General features: G+C 64.4%; 17 protein-coding genes. 5 read left to right on the top strand and 12 right to left on the bottom strand.

What is annotated here, in order from left to right:
- Positions 1 to 7 precede the first annotated feature (7 nt).
- From XH90_RS25545 to XH90_RS25580, 8 genes are all read right to left on the bottom strand, one after another.
- Positions 8 to 493 carry a FixH family protein gene (locus XH90_RS25545; protein WP_194477074.1) on the bottom strand — a complete coding sequence of 162 codons (486 nt, stop codon included), beginning with the start codon at positions 491 to 493 and terminating at the stop codon, positions 8 to 10.
- Positions 494 to 508: 15 nt separating this feature from the next.
- Positions 509 to 1,975 carry a cytochrome c oxidase accessory protein CcoG gene (gene ccoG / locus XH90_RS25550; protein ID WP_194477075.1) on the bottom strand — a complete coding sequence of 489 codons (1,467 nt, stop codon included), beginning with the start codon at positions 1,973 to 1,975 and terminating at the stop codon, positions 509 to 511.
- Between the two features lie 121 nt (positions 1,976 to 2,096).
- A complete protein-coding gene (gene ccoP / locus XH90_RS25555; protein WP_194477076.1) occupies positions 2,097 to 2,969 on the bottom strand; it encodes a cytochrome-c oxidase, cbb3-type subunit III in 873 nt (290 codons plus the stop codon).
- A 6-nt stretch (positions 2,970 to 2,975) separates the two neighbouring features.
- Positions 2,976 to 3,140 (bottom strand): CcoQ/FixQ family Cbb3-type cytochrome c oxidase assembly chaperone, encoded by a 165-nt coding sequence (locus XH90_RS25560; RefSeq protein ID WP_027528922.1) that lies wholly within the window; start codon positions 3,138 to 3,140, stop codon positions 2,976 to 2,978.
- A 14-nt stretch (positions 3,141 to 3,154) separates the two neighbouring features.
- A complete protein-coding gene (ccoO, locus tag XH90_RS25565; protein ID WP_194477077.1) occupies positions 3,155 to 3,889 on the bottom strand; it encodes a cytochrome-c oxidase, cbb3-type subunit II in 735 nt (244 codons plus the stop codon).
- A 10-nt stretch (positions 3,890 to 3,899) separates the two neighbouring features.
- Positions 3,900 to 5,549, bottom strand: coding sequence for a cytochrome-c oxidase, cbb3-type subunit I (gene ccoN, locus XH90_RS25570; protein ID WP_194477078.1), 1,650 nt, complete (start codon positions 5,547 to 5,549; stop codon positions 3,900 to 3,902).
- A gap of 212 nt (positions 5,550 to 5,761) precedes the next feature.
- Positions 5,762 to 6,187: an HPP family protein gene (locus XH90_RS25575; RefSeq protein ID WP_194477079.1), complete on the bottom strand. Its 426-nt coding sequence runs from the start codon at positions 6,185 to 6,187 to the stop codon at positions 5,762 to 5,764.
- 38 nt (positions 6,188 to 6,225) lie between these two features.
- Positions 6,226 to 7,056, bottom strand: coding sequence for a universal stress protein (locus XH90_RS25580; protein ID WP_194477080.1), 831 nt, complete (start codon positions 7,054 to 7,056; stop codon positions 6,226 to 6,228).
- A 199-nt stretch (positions 7,057 to 7,255) separates the two neighbouring features.
- Between XH90_RS25580 and fixL the strand changes: the two genes are divergently transcribed.
- The 4 genes from fixL to XH90_RS25600 all read left to right on the top strand — a co-directional run bounded on the left by fixL (position 7,256) and on the right by XH90_RS25600 (position 10,666).
- Positions 7,256 to 8,773 (top strand): sensor protein FixL, encoded by a 1,518-nt coding sequence (gene fixL / locus XH90_RS25585; RefSeq protein ID WP_194477081.1) that lies wholly within the window; start codon positions 7,256 to 7,258, stop codon positions 8,771 to 8,773.
- 3 nt (positions 8,774 to 8,776) lie between these two features.
- The gene (fixJ, locus tag XH90_RS25590; RefSeq protein ID WP_194477082.1) at positions 8,777 to 9,394 is read left to right on the top strand and encodes a response regulator FixJ; all 618 of its coding nucleotides are present in this window, start codon (positions 8,777 to 8,779) and stop codon (positions 9,392 to 9,394) included.
- Between the two features lie 44 nt (positions 9,395 to 9,438).
- The gene (locus tag XH90_RS25595; RefSeq protein WP_194477083.1) at positions 9,439 to 9,864 is read left to right on the top strand and encodes a response regulator; all 426 of its coding nucleotides are present in this window, start codon (positions 9,439 to 9,441) and stop codon (positions 9,862 to 9,864) included.
- Between the two features lie 103 nt (positions 9,865 to 9,967).
- Positions 9,968 to 10,666 carry a helix-turn-helix domain-containing protein gene (locus XH90_RS25600; protein ID WP_194477084.1) on the top strand — a complete coding sequence of 233 codons (699 nt, stop codon included), beginning with the start codon at positions 9,968 to 9,970 and terminating at the stop codon, positions 10,664 to 10,666.
- A gap of 38 nt (positions 10,667 to 10,704) precedes the next feature.
- On the opposite strand, the gene XH90_RS25605 is transcribed toward XH90_RS25600, so the two are convergent.
- From XH90_RS25605 to XH90_RS25620, 4 genes are read right to left on the bottom strand one after another with little or no spacing between them, the layout of a single operon-like run.
- Positions 10,705 to 12,018, bottom strand: a complete 1,314-nt coding sequence (locus XH90_RS25605) for an MFS transporter (protein ID WP_194477085.1) — start codon at positions 12,016 to 12,018, stop codon at positions 10,705 to 10,707.
- Positions 12,019 to 12,041: 23 nt separating this feature from the next.
- Positions 12,042 to 12,563: a PRC-barrel domain-containing protein gene (locus tag XH90_RS25610; protein ID WP_194477086.1), complete on the bottom strand. Its 522-nt coding sequence runs from the start codon at positions 12,561 to 12,563 to the stop codon at positions 12,042 to 12,044.
- Between the two features lie 22 nt (positions 12,564 to 12,585).
- Positions 12,586 to 14,790 (bottom strand): amylo-alpha-1,6-glucosidase, encoded by a 2,205-nt coding sequence (locus XH90_RS25615; RefSeq protein WP_194477087.1) that lies wholly within the window; start codon positions 14,788 to 14,790, stop codon positions 12,586 to 12,588.
- Between the two features lie 60 nt (positions 14,791 to 14,850).
- The gene (locus tag XH90_RS25620) at positions 14,851 to 16,614 is read right to left on the bottom strand and encodes an ABC transporter ATP-binding protein (RefSeq protein ID WP_194477088.1); all 1,764 of its coding nucleotides are present in this window, start codon (positions 16,612 to 16,614) and stop codon (positions 14,851 to 14,853) included.
- A gap of 275 nt (positions 16,615 to 16,889) precedes the next feature.
- On the opposite strand from XH90_RS25620, the gene XH90_RS25625 reads away from it, so the two are divergent.
- Positions 16,890 to 17,960 (top strand): glycosyltransferase family 4 protein, encoded by a 1,071-nt coding sequence (locus XH90_RS25625; RefSeq protein ID WP_194477089.1) that lies wholly within the window; start codon positions 16,890 to 16,892, stop codon positions 17,958 to 17,960.
- Positions 17,961 to 18,067: the final 107 nt, after the last annotated feature.

Genomic DNA, 18,067 nt, shown 5'->3' on the forward strand with positions numbered 1-18,067 from the left:
CGCGACCTCAGTTCAGGATCACGCGATTGCGCGACAGGAACACGCGCTCACCCTTCGCATCACCCTCGATGACGAGATCCCACTGACCCGGCGCGACGGAAGCGGCATTGCCGCGATAGATGCCGACGCCGGCCTCCGCGAGATCGACGTCGAGGTCGGCGCGCTTGTCGGTCGGCCGTTCCAGGCGGCCGCCGAATTTCAATCCGCTCAGCGGCCGTCCTGCCGCGTCGCGCGCCTCGACCTGAAGCACGGCATTGCCGTCGGCGCGCCGCTCGATATGCGCATTCACCTTCCATTTGCGCGCGGCCTGGTCGTGCGCTGCCGAGATCTCGCGGTCATAGGCGAGACCCGCCGCATAGGGGCTGTCGACATCGGTGCCGGGCAACGTCGCGATCGCCAGCTTCATCATGGTGACGTTGACGCCGATCACGACGCCGAAGAAAGCGACCAGCATCAGGAACACCTTGGTTCCGGTCAGCGGCTTGGCGGCCATTTCAATCTCCTGGTCTTACGGCGCGACGAAATTGTCGATGGTGGAGGCGGCCTCGCCGAGCCCGATATCGGTGACGTGGAAGTGAACCGGGATCGACTTCTCCGGATTGCTCTCGGCCGGTGCGGTGACGAGCAGGCGCAGCTCACTGGTGGAGTCGCGCGGGATCACGATCATCGGCCTGTCCGGCGTCACGGAGTCGGCACCGACGACATGGATCGTCGCGTTCGCCGGGCCGTCGATATCGATCGCGATGACGCGGTCATGTCCGCTCTTGTTCAGAAGCCGGGCCGTATAGGCGTTGCGGATCGAGCCGTCACTGAGCTTGATCGCAACGGGATTGCGGTCGTGCAGCACGTTGATGTCGAGCAACGTGCGGGTCGCCAGCACGTAGATCATGATGCCGCCGACCGCGGCGATGATCGCGCTATAGGCAATTGTACGGGGGCGGACGATGCGATAGATCGGCGCCTTGCCTTCCTGGCGGCGCTGGATGTTGATGTCGTTGTCGTAGCCGATCAGCCGCTTCTGCCGGCCGATCTTGGCCATGACGTTGTCGCAGGCGTCGATGCAGAGCCCGCACTGGATGCATTCGAGCTGCGGCCCGTTGCGGATGTCGATGCCGGTCGGGCACACCGCGACGCACTGGTAGCAGTCGACGCAGTCGCCGACCTGCTCGCCGAGCGCGCGCAGCTCCGCGGCCTTCTTCACCGAAGTGCGCTTCTCGCCGCGATCGTAGCGATAGGTGACGTTGAGCGCCCATTCGTCGGTGAGCGCGGCCTGGATGCGCGGCCACGGGCACATATAGGTGCAGACCTGCTCGCGCATGTAGCCGGCCAGCACGTAAGTCGTTGCGGTGAGGATGCCGATCCAGACATAGGCGATCATCGGCGCCTGGAAGGTGACGAGCTCCTTCACCAGGGTCGGCGCGTCGTTGAAGTAGAGCACCCAGGCGCCGCCGGTCCACCAGGCGATCAGCAGCCAGATCGAATGCTTGAGCACGATCTCGGAGATGCGCTCGAGCTTCATCGGATCGGTCGACGCATCCTTCTTCATCCGCTCCCGCCGGTCGCCCTCGATCAGGCGCTCGACCGCATAGAACAGGTCTGTCCAGACCGTCTGCGGGCACAGATAGCCGCACCAGATGCGGCCGCCGACCGAGTTCATCAGGAACAGCGCCACCGCGGCGACGATCAGAAGGCCGGTAAAGTAATAGACTTCCTGCGGCCACAGCTCGATGAAGAAGAAATAGAAGCGGCTGTTGGGCAGATCGATCAGCACCGCCTGGCTGGGCGCACCGAGACCGCGATTCCACCGCACGAAGGGCAGGAAGTAGTAGACGCCGAGGCAGAACGCCATCAGGCCCCATTTGATCCGGCGGAAGGTGCCCTGGACGCTCTGGGGATAGACCTTCTTGCGAGCCGCGTAGAGCGGCCCAACGTCATCATCGGATGTGAGGTCTTTCGGGTTCACGGTCTTGTTCATCGCTCAGGTCGCCTCAGGAGGTGCGATTAAACCTAGACCCGACGCCGCTGGGCCAGTTGATCCAGCGCAAGCGGGGGCGAATTTGTTCGCCCCCGCCAGCCGCCGATCGACGCTTTTCCGGCTATTTTCCGCCGCCCAGCGAGTGGACGTACACCGCCATCGCCTTGATGGTCGACGGATCGAGTCGCCCCTCCCAAGCCGGCATGACGCCAGCGCGGCCCTGGCTGATGGTCTCGATCAGGGTCGCCTCGTCGGAGCCGTAGAGCCAGATCTTGTCGGTCAGGTTGGGCGCACCGAGCTCCTGGTTGCCCTTGCCGCCATCGCCGTGGCAGGCGACGCAATTGTCCGCGAAGATCTTCTCGCCCTTAGCCGGGTCATAGCCCTTCCGGGTCGAGAGCCCCGACAGCGAGCGCACGTAATTGGCGACCGTGACGATCTCGTCCGGCTTCAGCACGCCGTCCTTGCCGAAGGCCAGCATCTGGCCCTCATGGGTCTTGGCGTGTCCGGATCGCGCGCCGAACTGGATCGTCTGCATGATCTGGTCGAGGGTACCGCCCCACAGCCAGTCGTCGTCGTTCAGGTTCGGAAAGCCCTTGGCACCGGCCGCGCCCGAGCCGTGGCACGGCGCGCAATTGTCGCCGAACACGGTCTTGCCCTTGGCACGGGCGAGCGCCAGCAAGGCCGGGTCCTTCTCGATGTCGGCGAGCGAGGCCGCGCCCAGCGCGGCCATCTTGTCACCGCGGATCTTCTCGAGATTGGCGAGTTCGACCGCGACGTCGGCGCGCGAGGAATAGCCGAACAGGCCGGTGGTGTTGCTGGAGATCAGCGGCCAGGCCGGATAGACGATCCAGTAGCCGATCGACCAGACGATGGTGAGGTAGAAGCAGATCACCCACCAGCGCGGCAGCGGCGTGTTGAGCTCCTTGATGCCGTCCCACTCATGCCCGGTCGTGGCCCTGCCGGTGACGGAATCGATTTCGCTATGATCGGTCATGATCTCTCACTCCTCCCGCAGCGGCAGGCTCGCCGCTTCGTCGAACGCGGCCTTGTTGCGGGGCCAAAATGCGTAGGCGATGATCGCGAGAAAGATCGCGACGAAGACCGGCGTCCAGATCGTGGTCACGAGACCGGACGCGAGATTGTCGAGTGTCAGGATGGCTTTCATCGGTGGATGCCTTCTCAGCGAAGATTGGCTTTCTCGTTGTAGAGCTTGAAGTCGACCAGCGTGCCGAGCATCTGCAGGTACGCGATCAGCGCATCCATCTCCGTCGGCGTACCGGCCTTGCCGTCGAAATTGCGCACGACGGCCTTGGCGTAGCGCTTGGTGAAAGCCTCGGCGCCGGCATTGTCGGGATCGGCCTGGGCCTTCATGTCGGCGGCCGCGTTGGCGATCTGGTCGTCGGTGTAGGGAACGCCGACGGTCCGCAGCGTGCGCATATGGTCGGCGATCGTGTCCGGATCGACTTCCGTCCGAGCCAGGAAGGGATAGCCCGGCATCACCGATTGCGGCACGATCGCGCGCGGGTTGGTCAGATGGGTGACGTGCCAGTCGTCCGAATATTTGGCGCCGACGCGGGCAAGATCGGGACCGGTGCGCTTCGAGCCCCACTGGAACGGGTGGTCGAACATGCTCTCGGCGGCGAGCGAGAAGTGGCCGTAGCGCTCGACCTCGTCGCGCAGGGGACGGATCATCTGCGAATGGCAGAGATAGCAGCCTTCGCGGACGTAGATGTTGCGCCCCGCAAGCTCCAGCGGCGTGTAGGGCCTGACGCCGTCGACCACCTCGATCGTGCTCTTGAGGTAGAACAGCGGCGTGATCTCGACGAGACCGCCGATCGCGATCACCAGCAGGATGCCGACGACCAGGATGATCGAGTTCTTTTCGAAGACTTGGTGGCGTGTCCAAAACGACATGGGAAGCTCCTCATTCCGCCGGCTGAAGAGCGACGGGCATCTGGACTTCCTGCTCGCCGACGCGAACCGTCATCCAGAGATTGTAGGCCATGATCAGTGCGCCGATCAGGAACAGCGCGCCGCCGGCGGCACGAATGACGTAGAAGGGATGCATCGCCTCGACGGTCTCGATGAAGGAATATTCGAGGAAGCCGAGCGAAGTGTAGGCACGCCACATCAGACCCTGGAGGATGCCGGACACCCACATCGCCGAGATGTAGAGAACGATGCCGAGCGTCGCGATCCAGAAGTGCCAGTTGACCAGCTTCAGGCTGTAGAGCCCCTTGCGATTCCACACCCACGGCACCAGGCAGTACAGCGCGCCGAAGGAGACGAAGCCGACCCAGCCGAGCGCGCCGGAATGCACGTGGCCGATGGTCCAGTCGGTGTAGTGGCTGAGCGAATTCACCACCTTGATCGACATCATCGGCCCTTCGAAGGTCGACATGCCGTAGAAGGCGACGGAAACGACCAGCATGCGCAGCACGGGGTCGGTGCGCAGCTTGTCCCAGGCGCCCGACAGCGTCATCAGGCCGTTGATCATGCCGCCCCAGGAGGGCATCCACAGCATGATCGAGAAGGTCATGCCGAGCGTCTGCGTCCAGTCGGGCAGCGCCGTGTAGTGCAGATGGTGCGGACCGGCCCAGATGTAGAGGAAGATCAGCGCCCAGAAGTGGATGATCGAGAGCCGGTAGGAATAGATCGGTCGCTCCGCGCGCTTCGGAATGAAGTAGTACATGATCGCGAGGAAGCCGGCGGTCAGGAAGAAGCCGACCGCGTTGTGGCCGTACCACCACTGGAACATGGCATCCTGGATGCCGCCCCAGGCGATGTAGGACTTCGAGCCGAAGACCGACACCGGCAGCGCGGGGTTGTTGCCGAGATGCAGAACCGCGATCGTCACGATGAAGGCGAGATAGAACCAGTTCGCGACGAAGATGTGCGGTTCCTTGCGCTTGAGAATCGTGCCCAGGAAGACGAGCAGATAGGTGACCCAGACGATGGTCAGCCAGAGGTCGGCGTACCATTCCGGCTCGGCATATTCCTTGGACTGGGTGACGCCGAGCAGATAGCCGGTGCCGGCGATCAGGATGAAATAGTTGTAGCCGAGCACGACGAACCAGGGCGCGAGATCGCCGGCCAGCCGCGCGCGGCAGGACTTCTGCACGACGTAGAAGGACGTCGCGATCAGCACGTTGCCGCCGAAGGCAAAGATCACGGCCGAAGTGTGCAGCGGCCGCAGGCGGCCGAATTGAATCCAGGGCAGATCGAAATTCAATGCGGGCCAGGCCAGCTGCGAGGCGATGATGAGCCCAACCAGGAAGCCCGCGATGCCCCAGAACATTGCCATGAAGGAGGAGAACTTGATCGGACCCAAGTTGTAGTTGGGGCGACCATTGATCTCCGCGGGCGGCAGCGCCGCCGGACGATCGTAATAGCGGTTGATGATGAAGAACACCGCGGCCAGGCTCGCCGCTGCGCTCAGCCCGGCGTGGAAGGCGAACGGCGCATCGAGCGCCTTGGCCGAAGCCACCAGGCACAGGAAGGCGGTGACCGCGAATATGAGCGCCAGGCCGCTTTCGCCTGTCGTCATGGTTTTGGAGATCGAGGGCTGGGGCATCGCGGATTCTCTCTGAAAGAACACGCCGCCAGAAACCACATTCAACCTCGCGGGGAATTGATTGAAATCAAGAAAGATGGATTTCTGCTAATGTGCGGCTTTCGCTGATCGGAAAGCGATATCAACCGCTTGGGTACTTCGCCGAACACCAGGCGTGCCGCCGCCTCCGTGACATCACGGGGGTCGGAAGAGCGGGATTCAAGGACGGTTCGTCAATCGTTCGCGGTCGCCTTCAGCGCCGCGATGACGTCTTCGCGCGCGATGATCCCGACCAGCTTCTGGGCGCTGTCGAGCACGATGATGCTGCGGATGCGGTGCTCGACCATGATCTGTAGCACGCGCGTCAGCCGCGTATCGGGGCTGACATAGATGAACTCCGGCGTCATCACGTCGCCGACCTTGCGGCTCATCAGGTCGTGATAGCGCGGCAGCATCTGGCTCGGCGTGAACGCAAAGCACTTCAGGATGTCGAACTTCGTGACGATGCCGACGACCTGGCCGTCGTCCGCGACCGGATAGGAGTTGAAATCGTCCTGCTCGAACATCTCGCTGAGCGCGAGCATGTCGAGGTCGCGCGTCACCGTCCTGACGCCGCGTGTCATGTAGCCGTCGACGGTCTGCTCAAGGAATTTGTACACGGCGCGTCCTCATCAATTCGTTCTGTACCGGCCGAGCATCAGTGCGACAGCAGCACGCAACGGGCGGTTTGCGTGACCAGATGTTGAGTAACGCCGCCAAGGATCAACTCGCGAAAGCGAGAGTGACCGTAGGCGCCGGCGACGATCAGACCGGCGCCGACGTCACCGGCGATCCTCTCCAGCTGGACGGCGGCGGCTTCGCTCCCCGCCTCCGGGACGCGCGCGGTCGCGGTGATACCGTGGCGGGCGAGCCAGGCCGCAACGTCGCTGACCTGCGCCATCGCTGCCGAGCGGTCATCGCCCTCTTCCGGAATCTCGACCACGACGACATCCCTGGCCTTGCGCAGCATCGGCAGCGCGTCAGCCACCGCGCGCCGGGCCTCGGGCGTGTCCTTCCAGGCCACCAGCACGCTGCGCAGATCGAGCCAGTTGATTCGGTCAGGGACGACCAGAAGCGGCCGGCCGGCCTGCATCACCAGATCCTTGGGGCTAACCAGCGAGAAGGCATCGGAGAAGGCCGGGCTCTCTCCGCCGCTGACGAGGATGTCGGCGCAGCGCGACTGCGCCAGCACGAACCGGCCGGGAAAATCCAGGGCGCTGCGCCATTCCGCACGCCCGCCGCGCGTCTTCGTCGCGGCGCGGAATTCCGCCTCCAGATCGGCAAGGCGCCGCTTGACCGAGGTCTCCTCCTGATCGATCAGTCGCTGGGCCTCGACGCCATCGGTGAAATAGAGCGGCGAGGCGAACTGCGCCGCGGCGATCCCGACGATGGTCGCCTCGAACCGCTCGGCGAGTTCGCCGGCGACCTGAAGGCGCGCATCATTGGGCTGGTCCAGCGCCAGGCTGACCATCACGGTCGCGTAAGTCATGAGAATCTCCGCTGCGATGAGCTTTCGTGAAAGTCTAAGCCCGCAGCGGCGCGGCAGAATGAGATAGATCAAATCGCCCCGCGCCGCGAAGGGGGGAATCCGTCAACGAAAACAGAGATCGGAACTTGCCTCCGGAGCGGCCTTGGGCGAAATTACCGGCAGGTTCGCGGCGTCTCGCCGCCAGAATGGGAGCAAGCATTTGTCGCCGACCCGTGTAACGCATCCGCCGGACGATCATCGCGGCGAGCATTTCCGGGTCCGGATCGAAGGGTTCGGCGTCGGCACCTGGGATCTCGACCTCACGACGCGCGAGCTGGAATGGTCGGAGACTGCGCGGATGCTGCTCGGGATCGAGCGGGACCAGCCGGCCAGCTACGATCTCTTCCTGTCGCGTCTCGCGCGCGCGGACCGCGCGCGCGTCGAGGCTGCGATCAGCCAGGTCATCGCGCGCGGCGGCGGCTTCGACGTCTCTTTCAGGATTGCCGGAACGTCCGACCGCGGCAAATGGATCAGGGCCCGCGCCGGCTTGATCCGGGATGATGCCGGCCTCGCGCGGCATCTGAGCGGAATCTTCCTGGACATCGACGAAGAGAAGCAGGTCGAGGAAGCGCTGCGCACGCGCGAAACCCATCTCCGCTCCATCCTGCACACCATTCCCGACGCCATGATCGTCATCGACGGCCGCGGTATCATGCAGCTGTTCAGCACCGCTGCCGAGCGCCTGTTCGGCTGGTCCGAGCAGGAGGCGATCGGCCAGAACGTCAACATCCTGATGCCGGAGCCGGACCGCACCCGCCACGACAGCTACATCGCGCGCTATCGCTCGACCAACGATCCGCACATCATCGGCATTGGCCGTATCGTCACCGGCAAGCGCCGCGACGGCACGACATTCCCGATGCATCTGTCGATCGGCGAGATGCAGTCGGGCGGCGAGCCGTATTTCACCGGCTTCGTCCGCGATCTCACCGAGCATCAGAAGACCCAGGCGCGGCTCCAGGAGCTGCAGTCCGAGCTCGTCCATGTCTCGCGGCTGACGGCGATGGGCGAGATGGCTTCCGCGCTCGCCCACGAGATCAACCAGCCCTTGGCGGCAATCAGCAACTACATGAAGGGATCGCGACGGCTGCTCGCCGGCAGCACCGATCCCAACATTGCGAAGATCGAGAGCGCGCTGGATCGCGCCTCGGAGCAGGCGCTGCGCGCCGGCCAGATCATCCGCCGCCTGCGCGACTTCGTCTCCCGCGGCGAATCCGAGAAGCGGGTCGAGAGCCTGTCGAAGCTGATCGAGGAGGCCGGCGCGCTCGGCCTTGCGGGTGCGCGTGAGCAGAACGTGCAGCTCCGCTTCAATCTCGATCCCGGCGCCGACTTCGTCCTCGCCGACCGGGTGCAGATCCAGCAGGTTCTGGTCAATCTGTTCCGCAACGCGCTGGAAGCGATGGCACAATCGCCGCGACGCGAGCTCGTCGTTGCCAACAGAAGCGTCGGTGACGACATGATCGAGGTCGAGGTGTCCGACACCGGTTCCGGCTTCCAGGACGATGTCGTTCCAAATCTGTTCCAGACTTTCTTCACCACCAAAGAGACCGGAATGGGCGTAGGATTGTCGATCAGCCGCTCGATCATTGAAGCTCACGGCGGCCGCATGGTGGCCGAGAGCAACGCATCGGGCGGTGCGACATTCCGCTTCACACTGCCGGCAGCCGACGAGACCTGACCAATGACCACCAAGGGACATGTTTACGTCATCGATGACGACGAGGCGATGCGGGACTCGCTGAACTTCCTGCTGGATTCCTCCGGCTTCGGCGTTACGCTCTTCGACGATGCGCAGGCCTTCCTGGCCTCTCTGCCCGACCTGGCCTTCGGCTGCGTCGTGTCCGACGTACGCATGCCGGGACTCGACGGGATCGAATTGCTGAAACGGATGAAAGCGCAGCAAAGTCCGTTCCCCATCCTGATCATGACCGGGCATGGCGACGTGCCGCTCGCGGTGGAAGCAATGAAACACGGCGCAGTCGACTTCCTCGAAAAGCCGTTCGAGGACGATCGTCTGATCGCCATGATCGAAGCGGCGATCCGCCAGGCCGAGCCGGCCGCGAGGAACGGAGCCGTCACGCAGGACATCGCCGCCCGCGTCGCCTCCCTGAGCCCCAGGGAGCGCCAGGTGATGGAGGGACTGATCGCGGGCCTCTCCAACAAGCTGATCGCCCGAGAGTACGACATCAGCCCGCGGACGATCGAGGTCTACCGCGCCAACGTCATGACCAAGATGCAGGCGGCCAGCCTGTCAGAACTGGTGCGGCTGGCGATGCGCGCCGGCATGCTCAAGGATTGAGGCAGGTCAAGATCGAAATTCTCCGGCCGTGCTAGTCAATCACCATGATCGAGATCGGCTCGCACCATCAGCGGCTGCCCATGGCAACATCATCAGCACAGCCCATCGTCTACGTGGTCGACGATGATGATGCCGTGCTGGGATCGCTGCGCTTCCTGCTGGAAACCGACGGCTTCGCCGTGCGGACGTTCCGGAACGCCACGGCGCTGCTCAACGCGACGAGCTTGCCCGGCGCGGACTGCTACGTGATCGACTACAAGATGCCCGACATCAACGGCATCGAGCTCGCGGGCCGGCTGCGCCTATCGGATAGCGACATCCCTGTGATCCTGATCACCGGTTATCCCGACGGGAACATCTCGGCGCGGGCCGCCGCCGCAGGCGTAAAAGACGTGATTTTGAAGCCACTTCTCGACGAAAACCTGGTCAAGCGCATCCGCCACGCCATCCACGCCCGCCGCGGCAACTGACCTACGGGGTTCTACGTAGGTAACCCTCCTTAAGATATCTCGCGAAATTTTCGCAGCACCCGATACCGCGTAGGAAAGCGTCATCACAACGGAGATGGCGCAGATGCTGACCCAGACGCTCAACACCCAGGCGATCAACACCCAGATCGGTGGCAAGATTGCCCCGGCCCTTCCCGTCTCCGACCAGTTCGGTGCGATCACCGGCCATGTCGGCCTGGTCGCCACCGAATTCTCCTACCGCAAGGACGAGGAGATCTATGGTGAGGATGAGCCGGCCGAATATGTCTACCAAGTCGTCGCCGGCGCGGTCCGTACCTACAAGCTTCTCTCCGACGGTCGCCGCCAGATCGGCGCCTTCCACCTTCCCGGCGATGTGTTCGGTCTCGAATCCGGCGCCGCCCACCGCCTCGCTGCCGAAGCCATCATCGACACCAACGTGCGCCTGGTGAAGCGAGCGAGCCTGGAGAAGGCCGCCGGCACCGACGTGCAGGTCGCCCGCAAGCTCTGGGCCATGACCGCCGGCGAGTTGCGCCACGCCGAAGACCACATGCTTCTCCTGGGCCGCAAGACCGCCATGGAGCGGGTCGCGACCTTCCTGCTCGAAATGGATCGCCGCCTTGCCGTTGCCGGCATGATGGCGCTGCCGATGTGCCGCCGCGACATCGGCGATTATCTCGGCCTGACGCTCGAGACCGTGTCGCGCGCGCTGTCGCAGCTTCACAGCCAGGGCATCCTCGGTTTCTCCGGCGCCCGCCAGATCGTGCTGCGCAACCGTCAGCGCCTGCACAATCTCGACGCCTGATCGCTTCTTCTTCCCCGACTATGGCCGGCTGACTTCGTTCAGCCGGCCATTTCTTTTGGCGCTGTCAAGCCCGTGCGCCTCGTTTCCGGCATCACGAAGAGAATCAGCAGCAGCCCTGTCGCTGCGATGCTCGCGAGTCCGAAGAAGGCGGTGGCATTGCCGAACTTGTCGCTGACATAGCCGCCAAGCGCAGTACTCAAGGAGGCACCGATGCCGGTCGCCGTGCCGACGATGCCCTGCGCCAGATTGAAGTGCCCGCTGCCGAAGGCGACGTCGGCCACGATCAGCGGAATCATCACCGCGAACACCGCGGCCGTGAAACCGTCGAATACCTGCACCAGCACCAGCAGATAGGGATCGCGCACCGTCGCGAACAGCAGGCCGCGGATCGTTAACGCGCCAAACCCGATCAGCAGCAGCGGGCGCCGGCCCCACGCCTGCGCCTTGCGCCCGACCGAGGGTGATAGCAGCGCGACAATCGCCTGCGGCACGACGATGCAGAAGGCAACGAGCACCGTTGCCCACTGGCTCGACCGTGCCGTCACCGCGCTTGCCATCAGCGGCATCATCGAGGCGTTGGCGAGCTGCAACAGCAGCACGCTGAGCGCAAAGACGATCAGCGGCCGCTGCCGTATCAGATGCCAGATATTGGTGTCGCCGGGGTCAGGCGCCTCGCGCGGCATCTCGCCGTGGCAGCGTGCGATGTCGACCTCCTCCTCGCGAATCCGCGACAGCGCGATCAGGGTCGGGATCGCGAGCAGGAAGGTGACCAGGAACACCGAGCGGCTCGAAAGAAGATAGCCGGCCGTTCCCATCACCGCGGCGGCGACACCGTTGCCCAGCGAAGCAAAGCGTGCGTTGCGGCCGAGCCGCTCGCCGATCGCGAGCGGACCGACCAGGCCCAGGCTGATCGCCGCGATCGCCGGCCCCAGCACGCAGCTCGCCGCCGCATGCAGCGTGGCAGCGGCCACCACCACCGGGAAGATCGGCATCGCGGCATAAGCGAGCGCGCAGCAGCCGATGGTCGCGATGGCAAGCGCTGCGACCAGCCGCTCGGATTTGGCGGCGTCGATGATGGCGCCGCCCGGCATCTGGCCGATCAGCGCGACAATGCCGCCGATCGACAGCACGAGGCCGATCTGGGCCTGCGTCCATTTCTGCGTCGTCAGGTAGACCGCGATGAAGGGGCCGAAGCCGGTCTGCACGTCGGCGAGGAAGAAGATGAACCAGTCGAGACCGCGCAGGCTCCGTTGCGACGGCGCCGGAATGGCCGCAAGCACGGGTGCGGCGACCTCGTCCCGTTCAACGCGTCCTTCGCGCCTCTCATGATCAGGCTTCCTCGACGAGAGCACAGGCGGTCACCCCTCCCCCCTGCTCACTGGATGGCCTGCAGCGGTTGAAGACTGCCGGACGCGCCCAGCACGACCATCGGCGTGTCTTCCTTGTATTCCGGCGCAGCCGCGACCTGCGCCTTGGTCAGTTCCAGCGTGATGCTGTCCTTCTTGTTGGTGATCTTTCCGAACCGAAGCGCGTTCCAGTCCACCACGATCTTGCGGCTGCCGACGCCGAGGAAGCCGCCGAAATCGATCACGGCGGCGCGCACATGGCCGGTGAGATCGACGATGACGTCGACGATGTGGCCCATGTCCTCGTCGGCCGCGCTGCGCACGTCGCGGCCGAGCACGCCATGGGCGTCGCTGGCGCCGATGATGGTCACCGACGGCGGCGGCGCGGCATCCTTCGGTGTGACCGGGACCACGGAGGCCGGCGGCGCTGCCGTCGGCGGAGCATTCGCTTCGGTCGCGGCGGCGGGCAATTCCTCCGCGGCGCGCGATGCGGCAACCGTCAATCCCGCGACGACGGCCAGGCTCAGGATCAACCATCCGGCGGTACGCATGAATCCTCCTTTCCGCGCCGAGCTAGTGCGCCAGCAGGATCGAGACCTGGATCTGGCCGCGCGTTCGCAGCACCTCCAGCGCGACGTCGTGGCCATGGCGGCTGACGCGCAGGTCGACACTGGATTCACCGAGCCGCAGATCGCGCAGGATGACTTCGTTCAGGAACGCCGGCAGATGCGGATTGCGCAGGCGGATCTCGCCGCGCCCAACGTCGAACTCGATGCCGAGCGCCGCCTCCAATAGCGTGAACGGCGTCGCGCTGGCCCAGGCTTGCGGGGCGCAGGCGACGGGATAAAGCGTCGGGCCGCGCCGCTTCTCGCGCCGGAAGCCGCAGAACAGTTCCGGCAACCGGCGCAGATCCATGTAGGTCGCGGCTTCGAACAGGCCCTTGAACACATGGGCCACCGAGTGCTTGAGCCCGTAATGCGCAAGTCCCAGCGCAATCAGCGCATTGTCGTGCGGCCAGATCGATCCATCGTGATACGACATCGGATTGTAGCGTACCTCGCCTTGCGCGACCGTGCGGATGCCCCAGCCGGAGAAGAAGTGCGGGCGCATCAGATCGGCGGCGACCAGCCGGGCACGATCCTCGCGGATCATGCCGCTGAACAGCACCTGCCCGGCGTTGGAGGTGCGAACCTCGCAGCGCCGCTTCCTGCCATCGAGAGCAAGCGCATAGGTGCCGAGCTCCTCGCACCAGAATGCCTGCTCGAAGCGTTCGGCGAGCGACTTGGCTTCGGCCTCGAGCTTCCCGGCGAGATCGCTCTTGCCGAGCGTCCGAGCGCATCGCGCGGCGAGCTGCTTGGCGGCAAAGACGTAACCCTGGACCTCCGCCAGTGCGATGTTGCCTTCCGCAAGCTTGCCGTCGGCATGGAAGATCGCGTCGTAGGAGTCCTTCCAGCCCTGATTGGCGAGCCCTTTTTCGGTGGCGCGCTGATATTCGACAAAGCCGTCCTTGTCAGGATCCCCGGGTCCGTCCATCCAGGCGAGCCCGGCCTCGATCGCCGGCCACAGCTCGGTCAGCGTGGTCTCGTCACCGGTGCGCTCGAAATAGCGCCCCGCGAGCAGGACGAACAGAGCGGTCGAGTCGACGCTGCCGTAATATTGCGAGAACGGCACTTCGCGCAGCGTCGCCATCTCGCCGCCACGCATCTCGTGCAGGATCTTGCCCGGCGCAGCATCTGCGAGCGGATCGACCGTCTTGGCCTGGAAATACGCCAGCCGCCGCAGCACGCCCTTGGCGACGCGCGGATCGACCCACAACATCTGGAGCGCGGTGATCAGCCCGTCGCGGCCGAAGGTCGTCGAGTACCAGGGAATGCCGGCGTAGGGGTAGCGCCCTTGCGGCGTCTCGGTCATCAGCATGTTGAGGTCGGCCATGGCCTGGCACAGCACCTCGTTGAAGATGTTGTTGGAGGTCTCGATGCTGGCGGCGCCGATGGTCGATTGCCGCATCTCGCGGCGATGCGCCAGCAGCCCCCTGAAGAAGCGCGCCGGCTTCTCCGCGACCGGCCGGTTGCAGGACACGGCGACGAACAGCGATTTGGCCTCATGCGGGCCCAGCTCGAGCTGCCAGGTCGCAGCATTGACCGAGAGCCGGGTCGGACGCGGATCGAAATGCAGGCCGGTGGTGCGCTCGGCATCGTCGAGGCCGCGATATTCGAACAGCACGTCGGTCGGGCCCAGCAGCCTGCTGGTGCCGGTGCCGCGGCGCGGCCGCCGCTCGCCGCGCACCTCGAACAGATCGGCAAAGTCGTTGTCGAACAGCAGCGTCAGCTCGAAGGCGGCCGGCTGCTCGCCGTGGTTCTGCAGCCCGATGCGCTGATACGCCGTGCCGCGCCACAGGAAGATGGTCCGCACGATGTGCAGAAGGTCCTTCTGCAGCACAATGCGGCCCTGGCGATAGATATCGGGATTGGTGAGATCCACCGTCAATCCCGAATTGTCGTCGCGCAGGTTGGAGCCAAGCAGCAGCGGCTGGAGATCGTCGAGCACGAGCTCCAGCCGCGCGAGATAGCGCGTATCATGGTTGAACAGGCCATCCGGCCCGCCGGCGGAGGCGCCGATGTCGCCATGGCTGTCCAGAACGATGAACGTATCGTCGTGCTTGAGCGAACGACGGGGCCGCGCGGCGGGCCCCGTCATCGGAATGTAGAACGCCTGCTCCGCGACGGTCTCCATCGTCTGCGACACCGAGATGACCTTGGTTGCGGCTTCGGCTGCCATGAGCCTGCTCCCCTGCTGCCAGTGTTTCGAACGCGACCAACGCAAACGCAACTGTTGGGATTACGCGGCGAACTTCGCGAGCCGGCTCATTTCCTGCGTCACCAGCTCACGGTACGGACCGTGGCCCTGCATCAGGCGGTCGGGCGCACCGTCCTCGATGATCTTGCCGTTCCTGAGCACGACCACGCGGTCGAAATTGCGAAGCGTCGCGAGGCGATGCGCAATCGCGATCACGGTGCGGCCACGCATCAGCCGTGTCAGCGCCTCGCGGATCGCCTCCTCCGATTCGCTGTCGAGCGCGGCCGTGGCCTCGTCGAGCAGCAGGATCGGCGCGTCCTTCACGAAGGCGCGCGCGATCGCGATGCGCTGGCGCTGGCCGCCGGACATCTTCACACCGCGGTCGCCGACCATGGTGTCGAGCCCCTCCGGCAGGCTGTCGATGAAGTCGCAGCGCGCCGCGATCGCCGCGCGCAGCACCTCGTCGTCGGTCGCGTTCGGGCGGCCGTACCGGATGTTCTCGCGAATCGAGCGATGGAACAAGGAAATATCCTGCGGCACGACGGAGATCGCCTCGCGCAGGCTCTGCTGCGTCACCATCGAGATGTCCTGGCCATCGACGGTGACGCTGCCCTCGTCAACATCGTAGAAGCGCTGGAGCAGCGTGAACAGGGTCGACTTGCCGCCGCCGGACTGGCCGACCAGGCCGACGCGTTGGCCGGGTTGCAAGCGTAGGCTGAACCGCTCGAAGATCTTCGCGGCCCCGGGATAGCCGAAGGTGACGTTGTTAAACGCGATCGCGGCGCCGCTCTTGACCAGCGGCTCGGCCTCGGGGTGATCGCGCAGCTCATGCGGCACCAGCAGCGTCGCAATCGCCTCGGTCAGGCGCGCGACATGCTGGGTCACGTCCACCAGCGCCACTGCAAGATCGCGCGTTGCATTGAGAATGGATAGGCCGAGCGTGCAGACCAGCACGACGTCGCCGGTGGTCGCCTCGCCCTGCTGCCATAGCGTAATGGCCCAGGCCATTAGCGCGACGGTCAAAACAACAGTCACGCCGGCGTGAATAAGCCGCAGCTTTTCGAGATAGCGCAGGCTGCGCCCTCGCGCGGTCAACTCCCGGTTCACCGTCGTGTCGAAACGTTCGTGCTCATGACCTATGCCGCAGAACGCGCGCACCAGCGGCATATTGCTGATGACGTCGATCATCTCGCCGTCGACGACGGCGGCCTTGTCGGCGAAATCGTCATGCAGCGGCTTGCCGGCCGCGGCCAGGTGGAACATCGCGATCACCATGCCGCCGGCGATCACGATCAGGCCCGCCGCCATATAGGGGCTCACGGTTCCGATCAGCATGATCGCCGCAACTGTGGCGATGCACGGCGGCAACACGTTCCAGACGAACATGTTCTCGACGGTGAACACCGCGTTGGATGTCGCCGTGATGCGGCTGGTCAGCATGCCCGGCATCCGGTCCGAAAAATAGCTCGGCGCGTGACCGGTCAGATGACGAAATATGTCACGGCGTAAATCGCCCGTGACACGAACGAACGTGAAGCTCGCCGTCCAGCTCGCGATCCGCCACAGAAAATTGTCGGCAGCGATCAGCGACATGAGTAGAATGAATGCCAGCCATACGCTGCCACCGTGCGAGGTTCCCGCCGACAGACTATCGACAAGGAATTTAACGCCGTACTGGGTGCCTACCGAGCAGGCAACCGCCGCAACGACAGAACCCAAGATCACCAGATGCGACGCCCACCTGCGCCGCAGATAACGCAGGACAAAGGCAAATGGCCTGCGCGCATACCGAGAAAGATGATCCATGTGACACTCGACCCCGTCGTGATGATTTCAATTGTTCTTATGATCGACTGAACATCGACCAGTTCGCCTCGGTTCCCGGGCAACGTCATCACGACATGCGGATGCGGACGATCTGAGAAGAGCTGATGGCAGCATCGAGACACGCGCGCGATGTGTCGAATAAGTAACGTTTGTTGAGAGGAACTTCGCAACTGCGGGAACGTTCCCTTCGCTGGCATAGCCGGTGCCGACGCGCTGGGGGTTTCAACGTTTATGATCGCAGAGGAGAAGGTGAGATGCGCATCGCGCAGGTAGCTCCGTTGACGGAGGCTGTTCCACCCAAGCTGTATGGCGGCACCGAGCGGGTGGTCCATTGGTTGACGGAAGAACTGGTGGCCCTTGGACACGACGTCACCCTGTTCGCAAGCGGCGACTCGCAGACGTCGGCGAAACTCGACGCATTATGGCCGCGGGCACTTCGCCTCGACGGCTCCGTACGCGATCCCAACGCCCTGCACATGGTGCTGCTCGAGCGCGTGCGGCAAAAATGTGACGACGAGGAGTTCGACTTCCTCCACTTCCATCTCGACTATTACCCGTGGTCTCTCTTCTACCGGCAGCCGACGCCGTTCCTGACCACACTGCATGGCCGGCTCGATCTGCCCGAGCATCAGCCGGTCTTCAACACCTTCTCCAAGATCCCGGTCATTTCGATCTCGAACGCGCAGCGGCGTCCGGTGCCGCAAGCCAACTGGGTCACCACGATCCATCACGGCCTGCCGGCAAATCTGCTCACGCCAAAGCCGGCGAAACAGGAATATCTCGCCGTGCTCGGTCGCATCGCCCCGGAGAAAGGCGTGGATCGGGCCATCAAGATCGCGATGCATTGTGGCATCCCGCTGAAGATCGCCGCCAAGGTCGATCGCGCCGACCAGGATTACTATGACGAGCTCATCAAGCCGATGATCGCAGGCAACCCGCTGGTCGATTTCATCGGCGAGATCAGCGATCACGAGAAGTCGGACTTCCTGAGTGGTGCGCTCGGCCTGCTGCTCCCGATCGACTGGCCGGAGCCGTTCGGCCTGGTGATGATCGAGGCGATGGCCTGCGGCACGCCGGTGGTCGCCTTCAACCGAGGCTCGGTTCCCGAGATCATCGACGAGGGTCTCACCGGCTTCGTCGTCGAGGACATCATCAGCGCCGCCGGCGTCGTGGGTCGCCTCGCCCAGCTCGACCGCACCGCCATCCGCAGGCAGTTCGAGAAGCGCTTCACGGCGCGGCGCATGGCACTGGACTATCTCGCTACCTATCGCAGCCTGACCGAAGCCACCGCGCCACGGATCAAGCTGGTGAGCAGCGCGGAGTAAGGCTTCTGCGCCGCTGACAGTCGAAGCGCCCTCTCCCCGTGTGGGAGAGGGCCCAAGACTCAAGCGGCTCGCTCACTTGGGTGAGGGGTGCTTCCGTAGTGGAGTTT

This window comes from Bradyrhizobium sp. CCBAU 53338, assembly GCF_015291665.1.
GTDB lineage: Bacteria > Pseudomonadota > Alphaproteobacteria > Rhizobiales > Xanthobacteraceae > Bradyrhizobium.